This window comes from Salipaludibacillus sp. CUR1, assembly GCF_021028955.1.
Lineage (GTDB): Bacteria > Bacillota > Bacilli > Bacillales > Salisediminibacteriaceae > Salipaludibacillus.
Map to the genome: position 1 here is coordinate 36,011 of NZ_JAIWPE010000096.1, position 23,482 is coordinate 59,492.

At 41.8% G+C, this 23,482-nt stretch carries 31 protein-coding genes; 9 read left to right on the forward strand and 22 right to left on the reverse strand.

All coding sequences use genetic code 11. From position 1 onward, the window contains the following. Positions 1-13: 13 nt before the first annotated feature. Complete coding sequence (locus K8O68_RS18875) at positions 14-1,492, reverse strand: spore germination protein (RefSeq protein ID WP_230898327.1); 1,479 nt, start codon at positions 1,490-1,492, stop codon at positions 14-16. Positions 1,493-1,685: 193 nt separating this feature from the next. Then, positions 1,686-2,273 carry a class I SAM-dependent methyltransferase gene (locus K8O68_RS18880; RefSeq protein ID WP_230898328.1) on the reverse strand — a complete coding sequence of 196 codons (588 nt, stop codon included), beginning with the start codon at positions 2,271-2,273 and terminating at the stop codon, positions 1,686-1,688. 210 nt (positions 2,274-2,483) lie between these two features. Between K8O68_RS18880 and K8O68_RS18885 the strand changes: the two genes are divergently transcribed. Next, positions 2,484-3,179: a YetF domain-containing protein gene (locus K8O68_RS18885; RefSeq protein WP_230898329.1), complete on the forward strand. Its 696-nt coding sequence runs from the start codon at positions 2,484-2,486 to the stop codon at positions 3,177-3,179. A 64-nt stretch (positions 3,180-3,243) separates the two neighbouring features. On the opposite strand, the gene K8O68_RS18890 is transcribed toward K8O68_RS18885, so the two are convergent. Beyond that, on the reverse strand, positions 3,244-4,098 hold the full coding sequence (locus K8O68_RS18890) for a cytochrome c oxidase assembly protein (RefSeq protein ID WP_230898330.1): 855 nt from the start codon (positions 4,096-4,098) through the stop codon (positions 3,244-3,246). After that, positions 4,095-4,601 carry a DUF2243 domain-containing protein gene (locus K8O68_RS18895; protein WP_230898331.1) on the reverse strand — a complete coding sequence of 169 codons (507 nt, stop codon included), beginning with the start codon at positions 4,599-4,601 and terminating at the stop codon, positions 4,095-4,097. Before K8O68_RS18895 ends, K8O68_RS18890 begins: the two co-directional genes overlap by 4 nt. 249 nt (positions 4,602-4,850) lie before the next feature. On the opposite strand from K8O68_RS18895, the gene K8O68_RS18900 reads away from it, so the two are divergent. Continuing rightward, positions 4,851-5,108, forward strand: coding sequence for a DUF4190 domain-containing protein (locus tag K8O68_RS18900; protein ID WP_230898332.1), 258 nt, complete (start codon positions 4,851-4,853; stop codon positions 5,106-5,108). An 87-nt stretch (positions 5,109-5,195) separates the two neighbouring features. On the opposite strand, the gene K8O68_RS18905 is transcribed toward K8O68_RS18900, so the two are convergent. Continuing rightward, on the reverse strand, positions 5,196-5,870 hold the full coding sequence (locus K8O68_RS18905; RefSeq protein WP_230898333.1) for a phosphatase PAP2 family protein: 675 nt from the start codon (positions 5,868-5,870) through the stop codon (positions 5,196-5,198). Positions 5,871-6,156: 286 nt separating this feature from the next. After that, positions 6,157-6,825 (reverse strand): ribonuclease H family protein, encoded by a 669-nt coding sequence (locus tag K8O68_RS18910; protein WP_230898334.1) that lies wholly within the window; start codon positions 6,823-6,825, stop codon positions 6,157-6,159. A 289-nt stretch (positions 6,826-7,114) separates the two neighbouring features. Here K8O68_RS18910 and K8O68_RS18915 point away from each other — a divergent pair, with 289 nt between their 5' ends. Further along, positions 7,115-7,393, forward strand: a complete 279-nt coding sequence (locus K8O68_RS18915) for a hypothetical protein (protein WP_230898335.1) — start codon at positions 7,115-7,117, stop codon at positions 7,391-7,393. A 56-nt stretch (positions 7,394-7,449) separates the two neighbouring features. On the opposite strand, the gene K8O68_RS18920 is transcribed toward K8O68_RS18915, so the two are convergent. Next, positions 7,450-7,902 (reverse strand): GNAT family N-acetyltransferase, encoded by a 453-nt coding sequence (locus tag K8O68_RS18920; protein ID WP_230898336.1) that lies wholly within the window; start codon positions 7,900-7,902, stop codon positions 7,450-7,452. A gap of 170 nt (positions 7,903-8,072) precedes the next feature. Between K8O68_RS18920 and K8O68_RS18925 the strand changes: the two genes are divergently transcribed. Continuing rightward, positions 8,073-8,993, forward strand: a complete 921-nt coding sequence (locus K8O68_RS18925) for a S66 peptidase family protein (RefSeq protein WP_230898337.1) — start codon at positions 8,073-8,075, stop codon at positions 8,991-8,993. A 52-nt stretch (positions 8,994-9,045) separates the two neighbouring features. On the opposite strand, the gene K8O68_RS18930 is transcribed toward K8O68_RS18925, so the two are convergent. The 6 genes from K8O68_RS18930 to K8O68_RS18955 form a co-directional block, all read right to left on the reverse strand. Further along, complete coding sequence (locus tag K8O68_RS18930; RefSeq protein WP_230898338.1) at positions 9,046-10,182, reverse strand: S8 family serine peptidase; 1,137 nt, start codon at positions 10,180-10,182, stop codon at positions 9,046-9,048. 290 nt (positions 10,183-10,472) lie between these two features. Then, positions 10,473-11,084: a GNAT family N-acetyltransferase gene (locus K8O68_RS18935; protein WP_230898339.1), complete on the reverse strand. Its 612-nt coding sequence runs from the start codon at positions 11,082-11,084 to the stop codon at positions 10,473-10,475. Between the two features lie 56 nt (positions 11,085-11,140). Continuing rightward, positions 11,141-11,674 carry a GNAT family N-acetyltransferase gene (locus K8O68_RS18940; RefSeq protein ID WP_230898340.1) on the reverse strand — a complete coding sequence of 178 codons (534 nt, stop codon included), beginning with the start codon at positions 11,672-11,674 and terminating at the stop codon, positions 11,141-11,143. 37 nt (positions 11,675-11,711) lie between these two features. Then, positions 11,712-12,011 (reverse strand): hypothetical protein, encoded by a 300-nt coding sequence (locus K8O68_RS18945; protein WP_230898341.1) that lies wholly within the window; start codon positions 12,009-12,011, stop codon positions 11,712-11,714. Between the two features lie 23 nt (positions 12,012-12,034). Further along, positions 12,035-12,493, reverse strand: a complete 459-nt coding sequence (locus K8O68_RS18950; RefSeq protein WP_230898342.1) for an SAM-dependent methyltransferase — start codon at positions 12,491-12,493, stop codon at positions 12,035-12,037. 76 nt (positions 12,494-12,569) lie between these two features. Next, positions 12,570-12,968, reverse strand: coding sequence for a VOC family protein (locus K8O68_RS18955; protein ID WP_230898343.1), 399 nt, complete (start codon positions 12,966-12,968; stop codon positions 12,570-12,572). Positions 12,969-13,136: 168 nt separating this feature from the next. Between K8O68_RS18955 and K8O68_RS18960 the strand changes: the two genes are divergently transcribed. Then, positions 13,137-13,847: a GntR family transcriptional regulator gene (locus tag K8O68_RS18960; protein ID WP_230898344.1), complete on the forward strand. Its 711-nt coding sequence runs from the start codon at positions 13,137-13,139 to the stop codon at positions 13,845-13,847. Between the two features lie 72 nt (positions 13,848-13,919). After that, positions 13,920-15,137: a M24 family metallopeptidase gene (locus K8O68_RS18965; RefSeq protein WP_230898345.1), complete on the forward strand. Its 1,218-nt coding sequence runs from the start codon at positions 13,920-13,922 to the stop codon at positions 15,135-15,137. A gap of 383 nt (positions 15,138-15,520) precedes the next feature. Here K8O68_RS18965 and K8O68_RS18970 read toward each other — a convergent pair whose 3' ends face one another. Both K8O68_RS18970 and K8O68_RS18975 read right to left on the reverse strand, forming a co-directional pair. Then, positions 15,521-16,036 carry a GNAT family N-acetyltransferase gene (locus K8O68_RS18970; protein ID WP_230898346.1) on the reverse strand — a complete coding sequence of 172 codons (516 nt, stop codon included), beginning with the start codon at positions 16,034-16,036 and terminating at the stop codon, positions 15,521-15,523. A gap of 596 nt (positions 16,037-16,632) precedes the next feature. Next, positions 16,633-16,806: a hypothetical protein gene (locus K8O68_RS18975; RefSeq protein ID WP_230898347.1), complete on the reverse strand. Its 174-nt coding sequence runs from the start codon at positions 16,804-16,806 to the stop codon at positions 16,633-16,635. Positions 16,807-17,009: 203 nt separating this feature from the next. Here K8O68_RS18975 and K8O68_RS18980 point away from each other — a divergent pair, with 203 nt between their 5' ends. Next, positions 17,010-17,900 carry an SDR family oxidoreductase gene (locus K8O68_RS18980; RefSeq protein ID WP_230898750.1) on the forward strand — a complete coding sequence of 297 codons (891 nt, stop codon included), beginning with the start codon at positions 17,010-17,012 and terminating at the stop codon, positions 17,898-17,900. Positions 17,901-18,118: 218 nt separating this feature from the next. On the opposite strand, the gene K8O68_RS21675 is transcribed toward K8O68_RS18980, so the two are convergent. The 4 genes from K8O68_RS21675 to K8O68_RS18995 all read right to left on the reverse strand — a co-directional run bounded on the left by K8O68_RS21675 (position 18,119) and on the right by K8O68_RS18995 (position 20,376). Continuing rightward, a complete protein-coding gene (locus tag K8O68_RS21675; RefSeq protein ID WP_370640547.1) occupies positions 18,119-18,487 on the reverse strand; it encodes a 4-hydroxyphenylacetate 3-hydroxylase C-terminal domain-containing protein in 369 nt (122 codons plus the stop codon). After that, the gene (locus K8O68_RS21680) at positions 18,421-18,855 is read right to left on the reverse strand and encodes a 4-hydroxyphenylacetate 3-hydroxylase N-terminal domain-containing protein (protein ID WP_370640548.1); all 435 of its coding nucleotides are present in this window, start codon (positions 18,853-18,855) and stop codon (positions 18,421-18,423) included. The genes K8O68_RS21675 and K8O68_RS21680 overlap by 67 nt, the downstream gene beginning before the upstream one ends. A 78-nt stretch (positions 18,856-18,933) precedes the next feature. After that, positions 18,934-19,776, reverse strand: coding sequence for a manganese catalase (locus K8O68_RS18990; RefSeq protein WP_230898348.1), 843 nt, complete (start codon positions 19,774-19,776; stop codon positions 18,934-18,936). An 81-nt stretch (positions 19,777-19,857) separates the two neighbouring features. Beyond that, complete coding sequence (locus tag K8O68_RS18995) at positions 19,858-20,376, reverse strand: GrpB family protein (protein WP_230898349.1); 519 nt, start codon at positions 20,374-20,376, stop codon at positions 19,858-19,860. A 306-nt stretch (positions 20,377-20,682) separates the two neighbouring features. On the opposite strand from K8O68_RS18995, the gene K8O68_RS19000 reads away from it, so the two are divergent. Then, on the forward strand, positions 20,683-21,153 hold the full coding sequence (locus K8O68_RS19000; protein ID WP_230898350.1) for a GNAT family N-acetyltransferase: 471 nt from the start codon (positions 20,683-20,685) through the stop codon (positions 21,151-21,153). Between the two features lie 120 nt (positions 21,154-21,273). Beyond that, positions 21,274-22,155 (forward strand): aminoglycoside 6-adenylyltransferase, encoded by an 882-nt coding sequence (locus tag K8O68_RS19005; protein ID WP_230898351.1) that lies wholly within the window; start codon positions 21,274-21,276, stop codon positions 22,153-22,155. 58 nt (positions 22,156-22,213) lie between these two features. On the opposite strand, the gene K8O68_RS19010 is transcribed toward K8O68_RS19005, so the two are convergent. The 3 genes from K8O68_RS19010 to K8O68_RS19020 are packed head-to-tail and all read right to left on the reverse strand — an operon-like array spanning position 22,214 to position 23,444. After that, positions 22,214-22,552, reverse strand: coding sequence for an avidin-fold protein (locus K8O68_RS19010; RefSeq protein ID WP_230898352.1), 339 nt, complete (start codon positions 22,550-22,552; stop codon positions 22,214-22,216). A 35-nt stretch (positions 22,553-22,587) separates the two neighbouring features. Then, positions 22,588-23,043 (reverse strand): DinB family protein, encoded by a 456-nt coding sequence (locus K8O68_RS19015; protein ID WP_230898353.1) that lies wholly within the window; start codon positions 23,041-23,043, stop codon positions 22,588-22,590. A gap of 20 nt (positions 23,044-23,063) precedes the next feature. Then, positions 23,064-23,444 carry a VOC family protein gene (locus tag K8O68_RS19020; RefSeq protein ID WP_230898354.1) on the reverse strand — a complete coding sequence of 127 codons (381 nt, stop codon included), beginning with the start codon at positions 23,442-23,444 and terminating at the stop codon, positions 23,064-23,066. Positions 23,445-23,482 lie beyond the last annotated feature (38 nt).

Genomic DNA, 23,482 nt, shown 5'->3' on the forward strand with positions numbered 1-23,482 from the left:
CCCCTTTTCTTGACTAGTCATCAATATCGCGCGTTTTTCTCGCTTGCTGCTTATTAAAACGCTTAGGATTATCAGGACGCATGTGGACCGGCCGCTGGGATTGCCTACTAAAAGGCAGTCTGATTACTGAATCTTTCATGTCTTGTAAACGCAGAGGATAAAGCGGTTCAAGATAAGGCCTCCCAAGTGAAGTCAAACCCAGGAGGTGAACGAGCAGAAAACCAATACCGATAAATATGCCCACTAAACCCCATAGCTGGGCAGCAAATAAAAATGGAAAACGGAGCAGCCTGATCGTATTCCCTATCCGGTAGATAGGTGTTGTAAAAGAGGCTAAAGCAGAAAGAGCCACTATAATTAAAAGCACATTACTGGTTAATCCTGCTTCAACCGCTGCTGTTCCGATAACAATACCGCCTACAATCCCGATCGTCTGGCCAACTTTAGAAGGCAGGCGTGCTCCTGCTTCCCGTAAAAGCTCAATTGTTAATTCCAGAAATACCGCCTCAATGATTGGAGGAAACGGAATAGCGTCACGTGACTGAACGAGAGTATCCAGCAGATCTCTTGGTATCAGTGGTGTATGATAGGTTAGCACAGCTACATAAATGGCTGTTGCAAAAATGGAAAATGCCACACTAAACACTCTGATTACTCTTAATATTGATGAAATAATCCAGTTGGAAAAGTAATCGTCAAATGCAGAAAAAAATTCCAGAAAAGTAGTCGGACCTATAATTGCTGTGGGAGATCCGTCTACAAGTACGGCGACTTTGCCTTCGGTCAAAGAAGCAGCCGTCCTGTCTGGTCGTTCAGTATCAAGCAGTTGAGGAAACGGAGATTTGGAATTATCTTCGATTAACTGGTTAATATAAGAGCTGTCATCAATATGGTCAAACTCTATATCTTCAACTCTTTGTTTGATGGTATTTACATTTTCTTCGTCTGCAATCCCATCCAAATAAAGTACAGCCACCCGTGTCTTGGATAACGAACCAACCTCAATTTCACTATTTATCAGGTTTTTGACTGGAAGGCGTTTTCTAATAAGGTAAATATTTGTGTCAATATCTTCAATAAAACCTTCTTTTGGACCGATTACACTAAACTCCACTTCAGGAACAGTGACATCTCTATGTTTTTGTTCTTTCACTGGAATAAGCAAACATTCATCCGTCCCGCCTTGAAGATTGAGACCAAGAAAACCTGTAAGCAGCTTTTCTTCTACCTTCTTCACATCCTTAACGATTAATGCTTCTATAAAAGGGATGGCCTCTGTTATTTCTTTTAAACTAGAGTTTTCTGCTTTTCTCAAACAAGGGAGAAGTTCTTTTTTAAAGACTGTTTGGTCTGTGAGAGAACTATAGTAAAAAAGGTTAAAAGGTTTACCTGCTATAGTAAAGGCTTGCAAATGGAAGTCCCTGGAAGCTTTTAGGGTTTCTAAAAGAGAGGTAAGTGTGACAGGTGAATGGTTGAAATTATCCGGCTTCATATCAGTCCCTCATTTAGCAATAACTTGTAGAAGTATTATTTGTTAGGAGCCGTTGGAATATACTATTTTTAGCTATAAAAAAACTTGGCATACCGCCAAGTTTCAATTAGAAAATTTAACAAAAGGCTAATTAACCAGCCTTTAAATTATAGGTTACGGCCCGTTTTTCACATTATTAGCACAGTATATTTACTCAATTTTTAGCCTGAACAGCTAAAAACAGACCGCTGTTATATTTCTTAACCTGCTCAACAGTCATGCCTGATTTTTTTATGTTAGCAAGTGTATTACGGTCTAAATGGCAACCGTCACACATTCGTTTCCATACCGGAGTTACCCATTTCTGCATCTTTGCTGCTGTGGGCCGGTCGAGGCGGACATGTTCAAATACCAGCAGAGTTCCATCAGTTTTCAACACTCTGCGTAACTCTTTTAAAGCTATGTCAGGATGAGGGATGGTGCAAAAAACTAACGTTCCAACAATCATATCAAAGCTATCATCTGAGAAGGGCAATTTTTGAGCATCTGCCTGAATAGCTTCAATAGGCACCTGTGCAGCCTTTATTCGTTTTTTAGATTTACGGAGCATTACAGAATTAGGTTCAACTGCTGTGACAGCTTCTGCTTTTGTATAATAAGGAAAATTAAGTCCGGTACCCGAACCAATTTCAAGTACTTTCCCCTCTGCTTTTTGGATTAAAGATTGCCGAATAGAACGAAACTTTATTCTCTCCAGAGGAGCCATCAATGCATCATAAAGCTCAGGGATCACTTTACCCACATTCTCCCCCCTTTCATTGCCTGCTCTCTTATTGATTATTCTAACCTGCATTAGTTACTCTTTCATCGCCATTTATGGCCTCTGGCTATTACCTCCCCGCCCTGAATAAATATCACTAATACACGTTATACTAATAACCCGCTTCTGCTGTAAGTGAATATATATGGTAAATAATGGGGGGTCTGACCCCTTTTTGAGGTGGCTGCTTATATGGATACTTCTGAACTTATATTAAGGATAGCGTTCAGTTTTCTAGTTTTATTTGTGATGACCCGAATTACGGGAAGAAAAGAAATAAGCCAGATGACGTTTTTTAATTTTGCCTCTGCTATTGCTATTGGTTCTATCTCCGCAAACCTTGTCGTTAATGCTAACTTCAGTATTCAACACGGTTTTATAGCTTTGTTAGGCTGGACTATTTTAACACTTGTTATGGATCTTATTGATATAAAATCAAAAGAAGGAAGAAAAGTGGTCACAGGTGATCCTGTTATTGTGATTAAAGAAGGTAAAATAGTCGACAAAGAATTAAAGAATCAGAGGCTCGACTTGGACGCTTTAAACTCCATGCTGCGCCAGCAAAGAATTTTTTCTCTAGCTGAGGTGGATTATGCGATACTTGAACCTAACGGGAAATTATCAGTTCTGCCACGGGATTATAAATTGCCTTTAACAAAACAGGATATGAATATTACAGGCCCGCAGAAAGTCTTCCCTCTGCCAACCGAAGTGATTTCTGACGGACTGGTCATAAAGAAAAACTTAGAAAAACTGAAACTTGACATCGACTGGCTAAAACAACAGCTGGATCAAGCAGGCATTCATTCCTTTTCAGATGTTTTCTATGCTCAAGTTCAAACTGACGGCTCTTTATTTATAGATCCCCAGGATAAAAAAAATAAATAATATGGCAGACAAAAAGGCTGAGCAACAGCCTTTTTGTCTGGGAATAAATGGGGGGTCTGTCCCCTTAATCAGCCGCAGGGGTAAACTGGCCTGCGGATGTCTTTTGGGACATTTTGCCTCGGGGACGGGCGGCACGGTACCATTGGAGACAGAGCATGAAAATAATGAAGACGTCAACTGCATCACCGCCGTAAAACATCAGCTGCCCTCCTGCTTCTGCTTCTGGCCTGGGCACGCCTGCAGGCGGGTTAGCATAAATGAACTTGGATAGTATCTGATGCCCGGCGAGTGCGAGTACGAGCACAATTGCCCTATACAAATAAGCAGTCCTGTGAGGCATAGGATCAATTGAGATCATCGACGCTGTAAATACATACCCCGCTAAAAAGACGTGCATATGAATAAACAAGTGAAGCAGCACATCATCGTGCATGGCTGCATACAACTCAGTAGTGTAGAGGATCCAAAGACCCCCAATGTTAAGAAGTGAGGCGACGGCAGGGTCAGTGACGATACGTGCTGGCAAACTTTTTAATACTTTCGTCAGGCGCCGGCCCCACTTAACAGGCATTGCCCGCAATAACAGTCTTACTGGTGCAGCCAGCACCATTAATAATGGAGCAAGCATTCCCAGCAGCAAGTGTCCCAGCATATGAACAGTAAAATTGGCATGAGCCCATTCAGCGAGCGGACCAATTACGGCTGCAAGTGCGCACCCTGCTCCTATTGTAAATAATACCATCCTGTAACCCTGCCACGATTTCCCTTTCCTTTTTGCTGCGGCTGCAGCAAAGAGGTAAATGACTAAAGCAATCACAAACGGGAAAGCGAGAATAAGCTGGGGCCCAAGTCCGGCAACATCAAAAAAAGCCGTAGAATGAGAATGGCCATGCGGTTGAGAGTGGTTTAATACGATCATGATCTTCCCTCTTCCCGCTTAACACTTTTCTGTGCCCGTCTAAGTAAGTATATTCCAGCCAGAATCATAATGACTGCTGCTGTATTCCATATAATGTCATAAACGATTAAATTCTCAACATAACGAATTTGGTGGATTCTGAACACTTTATGCTGGATAAGCCCGTCGTACAGTTGAAAAATTCCGGCACCGAGAAGCACAGCGCCCCACCACCTTGTAAGCCACACGGCTCGCCGCCGGCGTAAATCGGCAAACATAAAGAGCCCGCCAATTGTCGCAAACCAGCTGAACGCATGGAAAAGGCCGTCGGAGATTAATCCAACATCCGTAGTTGCTCTGTCATAGAAATGATGCCACCGGAGCAGCTGATGGAAAACCATCTCATCAATAAACGCAATCATCCCAAGTCCGAACAGGAAACCGGACCAAAAGTTCCGCCGTGAATATTTGAGCCGGTTAGGCTCATTTGCGCTTCCCGCTTCCAGTTTTGTATCCGCCTCCATTTTATTCCTCCTTTTATATACCTGCATGAGTTTATTAACTAATAAGCACTTCCCGCTGTTCCTGTATTATAAACAGGCAATTCCACAAAAAGGATCAGTACCCAAACATAGGTATATCTAAGTCTTGCCAATCTTTAACCAAAAACACTTAAAACCATAAAATTCAATTGAAAACCTGTGCTTTATCTAATATTCCCCGGTTAAAAAACAAGTAGCAGTGGAAAGAGGTATATAGGAAAGAGGTGCCTCATGAAAGAATATAAGAACTTAAAAGCAGTCACATCGATGGTAACAGGGGTTTTATCCATTATTCTTTTTTTACTCCCGTTAGTGGGCCTGGTGCTGGCTGTTTCAGGAGTTGGACTTGGTATTTTAGGTTTAAAAGAAATTAAACAGACTGGAGAACCGGGAAGGGGTTTTGCAATTACGGGTATCATTTGCGGAGGAATAGGCTTACTGATTCCCGCTATATTAGGAGTGCTGGCTTTTTACATGCTGGCAGGGTAGAGCTGGAGAATTCCGGCTAGTTTGCTATAGGATTCATTCATAAAAAGACGAACTGTAAAACCACAGTTCGTCTTTTCTCTATATTATTTAAATACTACTTGTACTCTTTACAGGCAGTTTCTTCTCACCCCATACCCTGAAAGTGAATAGGCATACGTTCAGCCAGGCAATTGAAATAATTGCTGCGGCCAAAATATCCGATGGGAAATGAGCGCCTGTGATAATCCGGCTCAATGCCACTAAAATAATTAATCCCCCGAAAACAGCTGCCGCTGATACTTTTGCCGTGTTATTTTCCAACTGGCGGTATGCCAGATAAATTAAAAAAGAAAATAATATGACACTCCTCATCGCGTGGCCGCTCGGGAAACTGTAGGACGGTATTTCAAGGGAATAACCGAAAAACTCAATGACGCTGCTCTCACCAGGTCTTTCCCTTTGAAATAAAATCTTAAGTATAAAATTCAGCGCGACTCCGCCTCCGGTCAAGACGATTAAAAAGACAGCATGGTTCCACATTTTCTTATAAAGGAAATAAACACCGACAATGCCCGTCAAAATTAAAATGGCTTCTCCGGAGCCTATAACAGTAATTATTTCCATAAAAGACACGACTACGGACGGCACACCTTCCGTAAGCCATGAAATAAGTGTTTCATCTAAAAAAACGAGCTGATTAAATAAAGATAAAACTGAAATGACTGCAAATAAGATTAAACAGCTAAAAGCAATAGATATATTTTTCTTATTAATATCCTCCATGGTACGTCACTCTTCCTTTTGTAAAATACTCTCGTTGTGCATTTCCTTTTAGTAAATTTTTAATTTAACAACCTATAAAAAGAATTAAACCTTTAAGTTCAATCACAAATTTACACTGAAATTCCAGATTACTTAATTTTTTATCACCTTTCAATCAAACTTTTTACCTGACTTTGTCTCACTTGCCAGAGATTCCGGCTGAAGCGAATTCCGTCTTTTACCTAATTAAACCAAAAAAAGACAGGAGCATCAAACTGCTACTGCCCGGATGGCTGATTCTCTATCATTATTTTTCTACCTGAGGCCTTTCAGCGTTACTCGCAATTTCTATTTCCTGAAGGGCCTGTGATGCCAGATGGTCCGCTTCACGGTTTTTTTTACGTGAAATTAAACGATATTCCGGGGTAATGCCTAACTGCTCCATCTTATCCTCAATACGGTCTGCCCACTTATTCAGTTCCGGTTCCATGCAAGGCCATTCCCCGCTCAGCTGGTTCAGAACCACTCTTGAATCACCTTTAAATATGACCGGAAGATGATGGACCCCTAACTGCTCTAACTCTTGTAAGGAAAGATAAAGAGCTGCATATTCAGCCTCGTTATTAGTATCAAGTTCTCCGGCTAGCCGGTTTTTTCTAAGGCGGAATGATTTGCCGTTTTGTTCATAATAAATCGCACAGCCCAGTCCTGACTGCTTCGTTCCCTGATCAAACCCTCCGTCAAAATAAACCGTAAGATGGTGCGGTTCTGTTTCTATTTCTGCAAGAAATTTTCTGAGTTCTTTAAGTGACCACGTATGACCGCGCGTGTCTGAAAAGGCGATATTTCTTAACCTGCCTGTCCTTTCCAAATCATCAGCTATTATGAGGGCCTGCTCTGCTCTCATAGTATCTGAGAAAAAAACAGTTTGTACCCCTTTAGGTGTTTTATAAGTCATTTCTAATGTCACATTCATTTATAGACCTCCTCTGAAACAAGAAAGTTCCGTTTATCACTCTGTTAATTGTAACCCGGAGTCCTATTTCCATTGTTCCCTTTCTAATCTGTATCCACTCTCTTTTTTAATATTAGGCTTTCATAGCCTGGTTAACAGACCAGGGATAAATACCTGTAGTTTATGACTATAGCATGTGAAATAAGCAACACCTTACATACAAAAAAGTAAACAAAGTCCCGTTCTGCTCGATAAAAAGTTAAGGTAAAATAAAACTTCAGCAGATCACCTAATAAATGGAGGTATGTATATGAAAAAAATAGTGTCAGGTTTAATAGTTGTTGGATTGCTCTCTGTTGCAGGAGGGGTAAACGCTCACGAACATTACATCGAAACACCAAACGGGAAACATATTATAATCTCAGAAGAGCCGGAGCACGTTCATGAGGATCATCATCCGATTCACTATAAACTCCATATAGGTCCATCTTCAGAAAATAGAGCGATTAAAGTAGCTGCTGCGTTTCTAAACGAAGACGGCCAATATGTTGATGCTGACGGCAACTTGCTAAACGTCGTTAACAGGTAGCCCTCTTTGTATCTTCAACCTCCCCCTTGTTATGCCAAAATCCAAGGGGGGGTTCCTTACAACTTCATCGATAACCGGATCATATCTTTGCATACAATACCGTTTTCCACTATTTCTTCTGAATAATTCTCTGTAAAGAAACCTTTCTCTATTTTACTAATTCTAAAACCGCATTTCTGATAAAGGGCTAATTGTCCGATACTAGAATTCCCTGTGCCTATCTCGATGGTAGTGAATCCTCTTTTTCGAGCTTCCTCAATGGCGTGCTTGACTAGTTTTTTCCCTATTCCTTTGCCCTGATACTTTGGAGAGACAGCAATATTTTTAATTTCTGCACTATCATATTTTAAAGGAAGCAACACGTATACCCCAATCACCTCTCTGTTTTTCTCCGCCACAAAACAGGCCCCTTTCTCCAAATACTCCTCAACAAGCACCCTGGAAGGATCAGCCGTTAACAGCAGCGCCATGGGCGGATTTTCAACGCTGGCCAGTTTTCTCACTATCATTTGATTGATCTCCTTTATCTGTCTTATTTACTTCCGGCGCGTTCACTGGACTTCAATCCAACATAAAGTATTTTCATAATTGGCAAATAAAAAAAAATACCTTTCATATGATTTTAATTAAAACGTGCCCTTGTTTAACTAATTTAGAACCGTAAAAGGGGAGATATTTCATGGCAACAAGACCACCAATCCTCCAAGCCGGAGATACAATTGGATTAGTGACACCCGGAAGCCCGCTGGATGCGGATATTATTAACGCCAGAGTCCAGACATTGAATGAGCTCGGTTTTAATGTCGTTTTCGGAAGGCATGTCTATTCGTTTGAAGGAATAACCGCAGCGCCTGCCGAACAGAGAGCCGAAGATATGATGAGCATGTTTGCCGATCCAGACGTGAAACTGATCCTGCCGACAAGAGGAGGGACTGGCGTTCAAAGCCTCCTCCCTTTCCTCGACTATGACTTTATTAGAGCCAATCCTAAAATAGTAACGGGTTACAGCGATCTGACTGTTCTGCTTAATATTTTATACCAATTCAGCGATTTAATAACGTTTCACAGTCTCATGCTGATTGATTTCAGGCCAGATACACCTGCATATAACTTTGATCAGTTTTATGAAGCGGTTTCTACTATCTTGTCGCCGAGAGCTATACTCAATCCGCCTCCTTTACAGTTAAGCAGCCTTGTTCCGGGGAATGTGACAGGTCCAATAGTCGGTGGAAACTTGACCAGTTTTGTAAATACACTGGGGACCCCTTTGGAAATTGACACGAGGGATAAAATTCTATTCTTGGAAGAAATCAATTCTCCTACGACGACCATTTACCGCTATTTAACTCAATTATTAATGGCCGGCAAGTTCGAGGACTGTGAAGGGATTATAATGGGAGAATGTACAAATTGCCTTGTGTCTTACGGAACAACGTATGCAGATTTAATTAATGAACTGCTCGTTCCATTAGGAAAACCTCTCATGGTTAATCTGGCCACTGGACACGGTTTTTATAAAGCAGCTATTCCGATAGGGGCCTCAGTTAACCTGAACACGATCGACAATACGCTGACAGTTCTTGAACCAACTGTCTCCTGATAGTTATATGTATGGACCGGTGTATTGCCGGTCCTGTTCATCTGCGTGGGTTTTAAATCAGCCGTGCTGCATTGGAAGCATCTAATAATCCGAAAGAAGGAACCCTGTCAGACGTCGAATCAGTAATACTGCGGGCTGACTTCTGAATGGCCCGAATAATAGCTGCATTGGATGCGTTCGGATTAACAGCTTTCAGCATAACAGCAGTACCGCTTACTAATGGAGCAGCCATAGATGTCCCATGCATAGAATCATAGTGCCGTTTAATCCCTCGTATAGAATAAGTTGGTGTCGTTGATAAGATTGCCGTTCCCGGGGCGGAGATACCCGGGGATGAAGACTGGTTCGAAAACGATGCCAGACTGTTTCGTCTATCAGTCGCGCTTACGGATAATACATAATTATAGCCGGCCGGGTAATGGGGAGTGTCTAACCCGTCATTTCCAGTGGCCGCCACGAGTAAAATCCCTTTTTTATAAGCTCTTTCAACTGCCAGTTGCTCTGCTCTGTTAAATTCAGGCCCGCCGAAACTCATATTAATGACATCTGCTTTTTTATCAATAGCATAACAAATTCCTACAATCATAGACTCTGAAGTAAACCAGCCATCGCCCATTTTAACCGGGATAATCATAGCAGTGTTAAAGCTTGCTCCTGCTATACCAGTCTCGTTATCTGTCAGAGCTGCGGCAATTCCCGCAACATGTGTCCCATGGCCAGCTTTGTCAGTAATATCATCAGGTTGCCCGGGCCCCACGTTTACCCCATCCGTTATTTTAGATGCCAAATCAGGATGTTCAGGATCGATGCCGGTATCAAGGATCGCAATTTTCCTGTTCGGCCTTAAATGTTTTACCCTGTTGAAGGCCCCTCCCGGATTAATCCTCTGCAGCCCCCATTGATTAATGACACCATCATTTTTTGTGTTGACGCCCTTGGAATAATAAGGGTCGTTTGGAATGTATGTCGGTTTTCTTATATAATTATACTCAACGAAATCGACTTCCTCACGTTCTGAATACACCTGATTGAATTTTTCCTCTTCCCCTTCAGGAACATTGACGATATCGATACTTACTTCAGAGAGTGTTTTAAGGCAGTTAGTGCCAACCTGTTTATGAATATCCTCCTTTGATACGCCTTTTGCATTTTTCTTAAAGCATATTAATAGTTTCCCTGGTTCCCTCATTGCTTCATCCCACCCTTTTTCTTTTTTACAGCTTATTCAAAGGGAAGAAATGAAGAAACGGCGTATCTATCAGGTTATTAGCGTAAATAAAGAGAGTTTCCCTAAAAACACTCTACAGGTTAATTCATTTAATAGGGAACGCTCTATTGTAAAGAAAAAAGGGCATGTTAGAAAAGTATCTTCAGAAGAGGTGGTGTTTACATAATAATATTATTGAAAACAAAAAGGGCCCGATGAAATAAGTTTACATAATATTGTTATCGTAACTAAGGAATGAAACCAAACCATAGTTAATCCTTTTTCATCGCCCATATTTTAAGAGGATGGCTCTCTCCATTTTCGACTGTGACTGTTTCACACACTCGAAAGCCTAATTTCTTATATAGTGGTAACGTCTTATCATTCATCGTTTCCAAGTAATAGGCCGCTTGGCTGCCTTCTCTTTCTGCTTCTTTAAATTTCGCCTCAATCAGCTTGCTTCCTGTGCCTTTCCCCCTGGCTCCTGTATCTACTCCTATCATGAATAAATACCAGTGAGGCTCTGGCACGTGCTTAGCTTCCAATTGATCCAGCACTCTCATCACTTTCAGGAATCTTTTATAACCTCTGAACCCTAACAAAAATGGCACAGCTAGTGAACCTGACATGATCTTTTTTCCATATTTCAAACCTGTGCTGCCGGGAGGAAGCCAGCAGGCGACCCCATTAAAGTTATCATCTGTTTCAACTGTATGAAATGACCTGCAGTAACGGACAACCTTTAAAATTAATTTTGGGAGTTTTCTTTTGCGTTCTTTATTATCCGGAATAAGGTATATCATTAACGGGTCATTGTAAAAAGCTCTGCTCAACACCTCGGCAGCATGCTTCGTTTGATTTCGTTTAAGCCTGGTGGCTCCCATTTCCAAAAACCTCCTCCGTTATCTTTTTTAAAAATTTCAATTTAAATCACCGGGTTCTACTCTTCTCTTATTAACCCGAACACATAGCAGTCGACATGTTTGTCATACAATTTTTCCGCGCTTTTTAAGCAGCCTTCTTTTTTAAACCCGAGCCTCTCTGGAATCGCGGCACTTTTATAGTTTTCTACTGCCGTACGGATTTCAATTCTCTTTAGCTTTAAGTCAGTGAAACAATAATTGACGACTGCTCGACAAGCCTCCGTCATTAAACCTTTACCCTCATATTTTTCCCCTAGCCAGTACCCGACAGACGTCGACTGATTAGCCCAGTCAATCCGATGTAAACCTATGACTCCTGCCAACTCTCCTTTATACCAGATCCCTGCCTGAAAGACGTTAGTCTGGCTGAATTGCTTTAATGACACTTTAATAAATTCCCTTGAATCGTCTGCTGTTTTAATGAAATCCACCCAGGGAAGCCACTGACGAAGGGAATGTCTTGAGTGATCCGTCAAACGGTAAAGTTCTTCAGCATGCCTTGGCTCCAGCAAACGTAATTCTGTATTATTATTAAGCTCATATTTAAACATATGTATCTCCTTTATTTTTTACTGTAAAGTTCCTGGCTTAATCAAAGCGCTGGGTGTCAATGCCGTCAATAATCTCTTCCATTTCTATCATGAAATTTAACTGAAGAGGTCCAGGTAGCGCTTCCTGAATCTGTGACACTTCTTCCATACTTTCTAATTCATCCAAGGTTCGGGGCGGGTGATCAAGACTGTGGTACCAGCGTTTAAATTCCCGGGCAAACTCATAAAAATTAGCTTCAAACCTTTCAGCCGCTTCCTCTCCTTCATCCCCTTCTGTCTCCTGCATCCTTTGCCAGTCTTCAAGGATAACAGCTAACGCTTCGTTGACTTTTTTCATTGGTGGCCTCCTCAGCAAACTGCTTATTTCCAGTAATTTTTCATAATCTCGTTTGTCCATGCTGGTTGTTCTATTGGCCCTGCCGGCAAAAATTCTTTCATGACAGGCTTTATATCTAAAACCGGTGTGCCGTTAATACAGTCAAGACCGCTTACGACTAACTCCCTGCCTTCTTTTTTTAATAACTTAACTGATGCCAGCCCTAACTGATTCGGTCTGTTTTTCCCCCGCTGGGCAAAAATGCCTGCCTTCGGAAGAGTTATATCATTTCTTGGATGTCTGGCTCCTGTGATCAGTTTGTCTTTCTCTACCTTATGAAAGTAATAGATAATTTCCAAATGAGAGAATGATTCAATGTCATTTAAAGATTCTTCCGGAAGTGATTGATCAATGACTATTCTTGAAAGCACTTCTCCCCAAAAATCATCTTCCACCTGATGCCTTTTATTATAAGCAAAACCAACGGGGTTTAATGTAATCATTCCTACTCCCCTTCCTCTCCAGATAGTTTCACAATTTTCCGTGAGCGGCAATACCTCCGGAATAATTATTTTGGCTTTAATTATCAGGGTCAACCTGGGTTGCTACAGACCATATGTTTCCTGCAAAATCTTTAAAGGTTCCCCTTTTGTCAGGGTCCCCGTCTTTTTTAACAGGGGATTCTATAGCCTGGCATCCTGATGCAATGGCTTGATTGTATGTTTTATCAACATCACTTACATATACATGCAGCAAATGCGTATTAGGCGGGAACTGTTCAGAAGAATCGCCAAGCATAATAATCGAGTCATCAATAACTACCTCAGCATGCATCACTGAGCCATCTGGCATGTCAAACCTTCTTAAAGTTTCTGCTTTAAAAATATCCTCTAACAAATCGATTATTTCCTGCGCGCCATTCACCACTAAATAAGGTGAGACAGAATTATAGCCTTCAGGTTTATACAATTGTTTCATTACAATCTCCTTCCGCTAACCATTCTAAATTGGCCCGCTGGATATTTTTTAACCAGTATGTATTTCTACGCTCTTTCTCCTTATTCCTTTTTTACTTGCAGTCTTCTTTTCATTCCTCCCGCTCACGATTACAATGAGAAATAAAGAGTTAATAAGGGAGCAGTTCATATGTCCAAAAATCAAAGAAAGTTGCCTTTGTATGTGCAAATTAAAAATAAATTAGTGACTAACATTAAAGAAGAGGTTTGGAAACCGGGGGATCCAATTCCTTCAGAAAGCCAGCTTATGGAACAATTTAATGTCAGCCGTACGACTATAAGACAAGCTATTCGGGATCTCGCCCAAACGGGAATAGTGGAGACCAGGAGAGGGATGCCGGCACGAATTCGCCAGGCACCGGCAGAGGACTTCGCTAACCCCGGTGTCATCCATCATGAGTCAGGGAATGACATGGGCGTAACCGTTTTGAGGGCGGAGTTGACAAACACGCATTTTTTAGCCAAAGCAAACTTAGAGCTGGATGATTCAGAAGAAGTATATTATCTGGAAAGGATCAGGCTTGCTGATGGAAAGCCTATAGCCTACCAGCAGTTATTTGTACCGGAATATATCAGAGAGCTAATAAAACCTTCAGAGTCAGAGACCTTCGATATATTCCCCTCGTTAGGAAAGCACGGGGTCAATTTTTCAACGATTAAAGAAAACGTCTCTGCAGCAAACACTGGCAGATATGAAGCTGATCTTTTAGGAATCATCCCCGGGGAAGCACTGATAGATATATCCAGAACGACAATCGGTACAGATGGATGTCCGATTGAATACAGCCGGACACGATACAAACCTGAATCCTTTAATTACCGGGTGGAAATTGGCAGGTAACCCACGAAACTTATTGCAATAAGATTTAACTTATTGTAATATGTTCACCAAATAAACAGAGAGAGGAGAAAAATGTTGAGTAAACTTTCAAGTATCAGGCATGACAAAACTCAAATTGATCTTGTGCGCATGCGCCAGTACCGACTGGGAAGAGTCCGTGAGCAGCTGAAAAACTTAGGTTATGGAGGAATAGTCATTTTTGATCCTGTGAACCTCCGTTACGCTACCGGGAGCCGGAACATGCAAGTATTTATGCTGAGAAATCCGGCTCGCTATGCCTTTATCCCTGTTGAAGGTCCAATTACTTTATTTGACTTTCCTAACTGTGAACACTTGTCTGAAGGCCTTGAAACTATTGATGAAGTAAGACCGGCGATCACGTTGACTTATGTCGCTTCAGGAGACTCCCTGCAGGACAATGCTAAAGAATGGGCCCGTGAAATCGCTGACCTTATGAGGACACACGCCGGGGAAAACAACAGGCTTGCAGTTGATTACATTCCTGCTGCCGGGGCTATTGAACTGAGTAAAGAAGGCATCGAGTTATTTGATGGGCAAGAACCAATTGAACACGCTCGAAGTATTAAAAATAAGCAGGAATTAGAAGCAATGAAAATTTCTGTACGGACTGCCGAAGAAGGCATGATAAGAATGCAGCAGGCTTTAAAACCTGGAATTACTGAAAACGAGCTCTGGTCACATTTACACCAGACGAATATTATCCAAGGCGGAGACTATATTGAGACGCGGCTTCTCAGTTCAGGCAGCCGTACTAACCCTTGGTTTCAGGAATGCAGTGATAAAGTTATACAAGATGGGGAGTTAGTAGCGTTTGATACGGACATGAATGGGCCGTTTGGCTATTTCACTGATATAAGCCGGACGTTTTATTGCGGAGACGGCGAACCGTCGGATGAGCAGAAGCGCCTTTATCAAACAGCATATGAACAAATCCAATATAACATTGAACTCCTTAAGCCGGGAATGACGTTCCGGGAGTATTCAGAAAAAAGCTGGAAAATTCCCAGTGAATACTTTGCTAACCGCTATTTCACAGTCGCTCACGGAACAGGGCTTAGCGGAGAATACCCTTATATCGTCTACCCGCAAGACTTTGAAGAAAAAGGCTACGATGGCGTCATAGAGGAAAATATGGTTCTCTCTGTGGAAAGCTATATAGGCGCTTCAGGTGGTAAGGAAGGCGTTAAACTGGAAGAACAGCTTCTAGTGACAAAAGATGGGGTAGAAAATTTTTCTGACTTTCCGTTTGAATCAAAACTTCTGAAATAAAACGATGGACGTTTAACAAAGGAAAGGTGTGGGCTCTTAAACTGGGGGATGAACCAGAGTAGACGTTATTTTCGTTTTATCACCTACTCGGGAGCCTTAGCCGTGACTGAGTGGATCTTATATTCGTTTTATCGCCCTCTCGGTAATGGCTTATCTTGCTGAGTGGGTCATATCCGATTTTTATCGCCTGCTCACTTCCCGTGCTGCCTTCTGAGTGGACCTTATTTTCGGTTTATTACCCACTTACTTGTCTCCTTTGCATAAGTAAGTTGCTTTTCAATAAAGGCACTTCCCGAAAATAGTAATAATCGGTGCTTTCATTTTCCAGTACCTTATTAGCACCGGTAAGACCCTATTTAAAAATTACCTGAACCCCTTTTTTATTAATCGTCGCCGGGCCAAATATAGTGAATAAACTGCAACTTCTGTCCATTCATCTCAAATATCTTTTCATCTGTTGACATGAGCTTGAAACCGTTTCTTTCCAGAATCTTTTGAGATCCTATATTGTCAGTTGTCGTCTTTGCTTTAATTTTTTCAATCCCTTTGTCATTCATCATATTAAGAAATAACCCCAGTGCCTTAGTGGCAATTCCTTTTCCAGACTGTGCTTGTCCTATTCTGTAACCAAGATATCCAATAGTGGACTGTTCACTTATATCTGCAAGGTTTATTCGCCCTAAAATAGAACCACGGGCATCTTTAATAAGATAATAATAAGAAACACCTTTCGAATGTTCCTCTAGTAACGAGGTATGCCGCTTAATATATGTCTCAAATTCATAGTAATCGTCTCCCCTGCCTGGAATCATAGTTTCAAAATAAGCCCTGTTTACGCACTCAAATTCATATAATTTTTCAGCATCTGACTGTTTTAGTTTTTCAATCGCAATGTTCATACTGATAGCCTCACTTCAGTTTTTTCAGTGTTTAAAGTGCCTTAACTCCCCTGGTGCTCTGATTTACTCCAATATCAGTCTCTTACTACTTCTATGGCACGTAATATAAGCTTCTTACCATCCCCCCTGATTTTTTGCCGCTGAAAAAGTCAGTAAATTGTGATGATTTTAGTTTATCACACACGGTGAAAAAGATATTAAAGCATTCAGCTAAAAAAACGAGCCGCTATCAGCTCGTTTGATCCTGGGAAAGCAATGTGGTGGAGTATTTTAGGAGCAGGCCACCGTCTTCAAGGTTGGTAAGCTTCTCTTTTTACCTTTCACACCGAACACCTGTTATCTCGGGCATTTGTCTCTTTTTACCTTTCGGCCGCCTCAACCACTTCTTCTGGCATTTGCACCGCCTTCTTTTTACCTTTTACTCCTATCACCTTTCCGTTGGGGCATTTAAACCTTCCTGTCGCGCTAACCTCTCCGTATTTACCCGCCTTCTTTTTTCCTTCCCCACGCTCACACCTTTAGACTAATACCCTTGGTGTAACCCGCTCTTCTCCTTTTGGCCTCTCGCCGCAGTTGTACCTTTCCCCCTCAGCTCATTACAATACAGGATAGTACTGGTCATACCGGGGATTAGCATAATAAGGCGGGCGGGGTCCAATTAAAGGCATTTCCCAAGTAAAAGGATTATCATTATAAAGCATATCTACTGTTTCTTCTGATTCATTTAATAACAGCAGCCTGACTTCCGGACTGTAAGTCTCTTCTGGCAAATTAATCCTCTCCTTTTTTCAAATCATTCATTATACGTTATTCACTCTCTTTCTATTTGCGCCCGTCTCCCCTAGCCTTTTTACATCAGGCAGGCACAGACGTGAGCCTCAGCCCATAGGCTATGTAAGAGTTTGATAAGGAGGGACAGAACGTGAAGCAAGATGATAAACACAGCCAGCCGGATTCAGGCAGGCCTTATCCTATGTACCCTAACTATGGAAGAATTACGAAGTATGAAGATATTCCCCTCAGTGTTCCGGAACAGCGGCAGCTTCGCCAGCCGGGCTTCGAGCGTCTGATGGTTCCGCGCCCCATTATCGAAAACCCCCACTATAAAGGGAGCGGAAAACTGGCTGGCAAAACAGCGTTAATTACCGGTGGTGACAGCGGTATAGGGGCGGCAGCGGCCATTGCCTTCGCCAAGGAAGGCGCTGATGTCGCCATTGCCTACCTTGATGAGCATGAGGATGCGGAAAGAACGAAGAACCGGATCGAAGAACTTGGCCAGAAAGCTCTCCTGATGCCAGGTGATCTGCGGGAAAAAGAACAAGCTGTTGGAATTGTAAAAGAAACGGTAGACAAATTTGGCCAGCTGGACATTTTATGTAATCACGTCGGTATTCAGTTTCAGCAGTTGAGTCTGCTTGATATTACCGATGAGCAGTTTGATGATACGTTTAAAGTAAATATTTACTCGCACTTTTACACGACCCGGGCTGCTCTTCCACACATGGAAACCGGCAGTTCAATTATCAATACCGCGTCAGTCGTCCCTTATGCAGGCGAAAAACAAATGATCGATTACACTGCCACTAAAGCAGCAAACGTCGGTTTTACGCGGGCTCTCGCTAACAATGTTATCGACCAGGGGATTCGGGTAAATGCCATCGCTCCCGGCCGCACATGGACACCTCTAATTCCGGCAAGCTTTTCAGAAGATCAGGTAGCCGTTTTCGGAGCCTTTAATCCGATGGAACGGATGGCCCAGCCGTTTGAAATGGCACCTACTTTCGTTTATCTTGCTTCAGATGACTCCCGCTTTGTTACCGGTCAGACGCTCCACGTAAATGGCGGCGAATGGGTTTCATCTTAATATGAGCTTCAGAGGGGCCACTTATCAAGACACACAGTCTGGCACCCTCTTTTTCCTACAACAGCATTACTTTACATAATATTATTATTGTTAATAATTATGCATTTTTCTGATAAATTATGGTAATTAAGATTTATGAGATAAAAAATCACCTGAAAATGATTTTTTTACCATGGGAAAGCTTATCTTCCATAATAAAGCAAAGTTTTACTAATAGTTTAATCACGTAAAAAGTCTTTTTCTATACGATCCATCAGTTTTTTACGTTCATATATTCCGTACAAATCATCTGACAAACGAACAGGGTCTCCGAAAAAGTAGCGTTCATATAACACTTGTCTTGAACCGAAGGCGCTCATACACGTATCCCATGCCAGCCGGAAAAGCTTCACACGGTCTTTCGCATTTTTGGTAAAGGATTGTAAATATTGGGTTAACTCCTTGTTAATATCTGAATTAAAGTCTTTTTCCGTTGGAATAGAGATCAGGCCGCTTGCTCCGAGAAGCTGAAGAATTTCTATCATCCTCGGGTATACCCGCGGGAAGGTTTGAATAGCTGCCAATAAAGGTTCCTTTTTAGGCAGCATATATCCATGTTGTTTCTTACAAGGGAAATCAGCACTGTATTCATATAATCAGGACTTCTCCCCATCATGCCTGCATTTGTTTTAGCCCATTCCTGAATCATCATACGCCGTTTTTTAAGGTGCTTCTTTTTAGCAGGAAGTAAAAAGGACAGACCAATCTGTTCACCAGTCTCAGGAGAAGTGTAGGTCATTTTGTTCTTTAAAGACTGATCATGCTGGAGATCATAAAGTTTTGCCTGGCTGGCCATTACTCCTTTAAATGCAGGATGGACCGACAGAGGGCCTTCAACTTTTTCTCCATTTATCCAGATCTCATTGTTTAATCCATCAATTCTCTTTAAGTAGTGTTTTCCATCAATAGCACCCAAGGTTATTCACCTCTATAATAAATTTTAATTGCGGTTTGCCGTTAAAAAAACCCACTCAAGTGAATGGGTCTCTCTCGATTACTCTTCTTTTTTCTTCGGGCGGATCCACGGCGGGGTATTGAAAATATAGTCAGGTGCCGGGGACAGTTTTGGCTTATCCCCGTAAGCCACCCCCTGAGGATAATATTTGAATTCCCCAAGTCCATCTATACTCCTGCCTGATGCCCACCTTCCTCTTCTGCTTTCCTCTCCTTCTGATAAATTGTAAAAGTCATATGCGACTTCCTGTTTTTCAAGCTCTCTTGGGAATGTGCTCGGTACGACGATATTTTCCTGAGCCTCCAGTTCGGCTATTGCCGCCTTCCACATGTTCTGATGCATTGTGTCCCGTGCAATTAGAAATGAAAGCATATCTTTTACAGCGGGATCATTTGTCGCCTTATATAACCTTGTTACCTGAAGGCGGCCTTGTGATTCGGCATTCAGGTTCGCCCTGAAATCAGCAAGCAGATTTCCGCTCGCAATAATATAATCAGCTGTCCAGCTGTTGCCGTTAATATCTGCAGGCATCGCACCCAGCCCTGCCACTATCGCGTGCTGCGGATTCATTCCTCCAAGAACTGCACCAACAACAGGATCCTTAGCCGCTGTTTCCTGGTCGCCTACCGGTGCATTATCAAGGAGCCTCGCAATCATTGTTGCCAGCATTTCGACGTGTGCCAGTTCCTCTGTCCCCACATCCATTAATAAATCTCTATACTTTGCGTCTGCCCGGCTGTTCCACCCTTGAAATAAATATTGAAGAGAAACTGAGATTTCCCCGAACTGGCCACCTAACGCTTCCTGGAGCTGCCTGGCAAAAATCGGATCAGGCCTGCTTGGCTTCGCGTGATACTGAAGTTCTTTCATATGGAAAAACACCGGCTTATCCCTCCCCTGTTGAATCGCACTCCCTTAATCATTTTATAAATAGAGGAGGTTGGCCTATTCCGAAATCCGCATTTATTTTTTCACAGCCCACTCGTTTGCTTTCTCGGCTAACCCGGAAACAAACTCCTTCTTTCCTGCCTGATACTTATGATGGTCGTGAGGAAACTGCTTAGCTAATGTCACTTTTAAATCTCCGTATTTTTTTGCTTCCTCAGGATGTGCGGATAAATAGTCCCTGAAAGCGAGGTGGGAGTCTATTTGGTCATTTCCTTTCTTAAAAATGTGGACATGATGGCTTCGGTTATCATTTCCTTTTTGGAAAAATCTGCGTCCGGGAATACCATACTCTCCTTTCGGCTCATACCCCGCTTCACGCATTTGTTCATTATAAACGTCCACCTTTCTTAGATCCTTAACGCCAATTAAAATATCGATGACCGGTTTAGCATAACCGATGGCAGGGACGGAGGTGCTTCCAATGTGGTGAATCTCTTCTATTTCGTCTTTAAAAATCTTTTTCATCACTTTTGTCTCTTTTAAAAATAGCGTGTTCCATTCTTCTGACCACGCTTGGATATTGGTTTTTCTCACCTTGCGTCTCTCCTTTCAAGTAAAACAAACGGTTTATTACAGTTTCTAAAGGAAATTGCATTCCTTTGCAGAACACTATTACGAAGGGAACTAAACTAATTTTTGACCGGACAAAGGTTCAAACTTTTCATACTGCTTTTTAGCTGTCCTCTGTTCTTTTCAGTCTTATCAACTATCATGGTTAATTTTAGAAATTTAAAGTCGTACCAGCATGGTTTTTTTCAAAAATCGGCGAAAAGTACGCAGCTTCGGGAAAGGCGTTTTAATGCCCTGTCATCTGCAAACCCATTTAAGGAGGGAAAATAATTGCCTATCAGAATGGCCGAACCTAAAGATATCAAACAATTAGTGAAAATGAGGTGGGACTTTACACTTGAAACGTCTCACAGCCCTTCCGTGATTAAAGAAGCATCCTACTGTCAATTTGAAAATGAATGTGAAGACTTTCTAATAAAAGCGCTGGAAAGCCGCCAATGGGCCATCTGGGTAGCGGAGTCGGAGGGCCAAATCATTTCTCATATTTACATAGAATTAGTAGAAAAAGTGCCACGACCTGGAAGAATCACCCATCCTTTTGCTTTTATGACAAACGTGTATACGCTGCCTGATTATAGAGGAGAAGGTGTCGGAAGCCAGCTGCTTTCCTGTGTTAATGACTGGGCAAAGCAAAACCGTTACGAGTTTATTATCGTTTGGCCGAGTGAAGAGAGTATTCCTTATTATAAGAAAAATGGCTACAGTCATGCCGCAGAACCAATGGAATATGTTCCGCTTTAAAAATTGGAAAAGTAAGTTTAAATAGCAAATAATTAGGAGAAGAGCAGGCTACTCGTCTATTGCCTGCCTTTTCTTTATGATCCGCAATTTTATAAAAAATACTGTATACGGAGGTACCGTATGAGAACTGAAAAAGAAATGTATCACTTAATTTTAAGAACAGCTGAGGAAGATGACCGCATCCGTGCAGTTTACATGAATGGCTCACGGACAAATCCTGCTGCCCCCTCCGATATTTTCCAGGATTATGACATAGTGTATGTCGTGAAAGAAACTGACTCTTTTATTCAAAATAAAAAATGGCTAAACGTGTTCGGTGACCTGCTGATGCTCCAGGAACCTGACAGGAACGACCTACTTACAGGCCTTCAAAGGAATGTTGACCGGTCTTACGGCTATTTGATGCTTTTTAAAGATGGTAACAGGATAGATCTTCAGCTTCAGACGCTGGAAGTAATGAGGGAAGAATACGCGAAGGACAAACTGACTGTGCCATTACTGGACAAGGATAACTGCCTTCCGTCAATTCCTTCACCTTCTGACCGGGATTATCATGTGAAAATACCGGATGAAGCTCATTTTAACAGCTGCGCAAATAATTTCTGGTGGTGCCTGCAAAATGTGGCAAAAGGAATTTGGCGGGATGAATTACCCTATGCCAAAAATATGTTTGAAAATGTTATTAGGCCGTGCCTCGATGGCATGGTTTCCTGGTGGATAGGAATCACTAATGGCTTTAACATATCAACGGGTAAAATGGGAAAATATTTTAAGAATTATCTTCCTGCCGCTTATTGGAACAGATATATAGCTACTTATTCAGATGGTAATTATGAGCGGTTTTGGACCTCCATTTTTGAAGCTTGCGGCCTTTTCCGCCTGCTTGCACAGGATGTTGCTGATCATTTCGAATATACTTACCCGAGTGCCGATGACAGACACATGACAGCCTACCTGAAACAAGTCAGAAACTTACCTGAGGATTCACAACAGATATTTTAACATGGGGGGATTTAGTTAAAGGGATCGGTAAACTGCCTCCGATCCCCCTGACCTTTATCTAAATTTCCTCTACTATTGACTCGCCTTCCGTCTGTTCCTGGTCAAGCCATTTCCACTTTTCGTGCAACCTGACTCTACCATCACTTAAAATTTCGGGTACTGAATAACATTCCCCACCCCTCAACTCATTATCAGTATTCACGTGATTGTATCTGAACGTTATAGAACCATCCTTTTGGACAATCCCAATTAACCTGCCTTCTGTAATTTCTCCCCCTGAATATTCAGCAGTAAGAATATTTTTATTTTGTCTGTAATGGAAGTAAGTGGAGGACGAGACTTCTCCGTTTTCTGAGTTTGACTGCGAAACAAATGTCCTGCTGTTATAATTAATCATGGAATCACCTTTCTTGAAAGTTTAGAATGGATTACTTAATTATCTATTTTTAGTTTCTTTTGAATTTGTTTAAGATGGTGCGTGTCATGTTTAACAAAGATCTTTATAAAACTTTCCCCTGAAAACTGCCGCTTTCCTTTTCCGATCGTAAATTTTACGTCTTTTCCAAGTCGGGAAAGATTGTCAGCCAATTCTTTTCTCGTGTTAATAAATAAGTCAATAATAAAGTGCGGAGAGTAGTCTGTTACAGATAATATTGCTTGCTGGTTATGCTGATCGTGGTCAGGAAAGGGAGGCAACACAGCACCTGTCGACATTTCAGGGACCATTTCTTCCAGATTAAATTTATCCCAGTAATAGAGATGTGCCACAATGTCCCTGATTGACCACTTCCCTTCTTCAACAGGTTCCATAAGCAGTGAACTATGTATTTCTTTTAATTGTGACACCTTATCTATAGTTTTTTCGAAATCGAGCAGCGTTTTACTCATAGTTACCTCCTCAAAATAAGTTAAAGATTCTCATAAATTTCTATAAGGGCGCCATCAGGGTCTCTGAAATGGGCTACTTTGATTCCCCATGCAGCCTGTGCTACAGGTTTAGTGACGAACGTGACTTTTTCTTTAAGTTCGTTATATTTATCCTCCACACTTTTCACTTTAAAAATGAGGGCCGTCCTGTCTATGTGCGGGTCGTCGAGAGAAAAGCCGGTCCCCGCTGCTTCAGCCATTTGCTTCCGTTCAAATAACCCTAATGAGACAGTCCCTACTCTGAATTGACCATATAACGAATTTTCATCTCCCCACGACACTTCAAACCCTAAAACATCCCTGTAGAACAGAAAACATTCCTTATAATTATCTGTCAGAAGTCGCGTATGAGTCAGTTCCAAGACGATCAACTCTCCCTTCAACTAAGATACACTCATTA